This is a genomic window from Parabacteroides sp. AM58-2XD (assembly GCF_003463685.1).
In the GTDB taxonomy this organism is placed as follows: domain Bacteria; phylum Bacteroidota; class Bacteroidia; order Bacteroidales; family Tannerellaceae; genus Parabacteroides; species Parabacteroides segnis.
The window spans coordinates 1-1,250 of record NZ_QSDP01000236.1 but is presented as its reverse complement, the minus strand read 5'-3'; the positions used below and the strand labels follow the sequence as shown (position 1 = coordinate 1,250).

Below are 1,250 nucleotides of genomic sequence, written 5' to 3'. Positions count from 1 at the left end.
AGCTTTAAGTCTTTTAAGGTTAATGCTCCCCTTCGTCTTATTATTTTTCAGCATGGAGAGTGCCATCTTTGTTACTACCGAGAAATTTTGTGCAGCATTCTTGATTTTACGGCTGCAATCCTCACCGAAAGTAACATCCAGCTGCCAATGAAGATTGTTTTCGATCCCCCAATGCTGCCTTATGGCTAAGGCAATCCTTTCCGGATCAGAAGCATCTAACGAGGATATGAAATATCTCGTTTCCACGGAGCATTCCCCGGTTACCGATATGACCCTCTCACTCTCCATACTTATTACAGATTGAAGACCTTCGAATTTATCTCCGAAAATTCCTTTTGTGAGATTCCCCATACTTAATACGGTGCATCTCCTCTTTTCTATCCGGCCATGCCCCGTATTCTCGGTGTTATATCGACCTACGGTGGCAATACCTTTACGTGTGTAACCCTTATATGTGTCCAAGGCCTTTTTGATATCTTTTAAAATATTTTTCTGATTATCTTTTATGGCAATGATATAATTGGATTTACGCTCTATGATCTCCCGGGTGATCTTCTTCTGACATCCCATTGCATCGATTGTTATGATACAGTCTTCTAAATCCAACGCTTTGATAAGCAATGGAACGGCTGTGATTTCGTTACTTTTGTCATCGACCTTGACTTGACCCAGAGATATTCCATTTTCGGCCGCCCATGCAGAGACTATCCATAGTTTGAATCCCTCGCGTCCGGTGGTATGTTCCTGGTCGCATTTACTGGGACCTCTCATCAGTTTTCCATCTATGGCTACAACACCGCTAATCTTTCCGCAAACCTCCTTTACCCAGTTGCGGAACACAAGTTCAAAATAAGCAGGTTTGATTATATTGAAAAAACGGTTAAATGTGTCATGACTGGGGATAGAACTTAGCCCAGGTAACCTTTTTTGGAAAAAGTCGAACTTGGCTTTACCAAACTCCTCAATCTCGTTCCAACTCTGAGCTCCACAGATAACGGCAGCTACAGCTATATATATGATTGTTGCCATATCATGAACTTTACGGCGATCCATCCGGGGATCTTCTATTTGTTGACAAAGACTAATTATATCCATTTTTATGTTAGTTATTGTTTAATAAATACTATGTAAAGATAATGACTTATTCTTAAAACAATATACTATAATAGATTATTAATCAACAATCTAAATCGATTAAGTAATAGTTTTTTTACTGTAAATTAGATATTTATTTTAATGCGTCTGCCCTG

At 39.1% G+C, this 1,250-nt stretch carries 1 protein-coding gene; it reads right to left on the bottom strand.

Going from position 1 to position 1,250, the window contains the following annotated elements:
• Positions 1-1,101: ISAs1 family transposase (locus DXA15_RS25040; RefSeq protein ID WP_128135844.1), on the bottom strand; the 1,101-nt coding region annotated here is incomplete at its 3' end.
• Between the last annotated feature and the right edge of the window lie 149 nt (positions 1,102-1,250).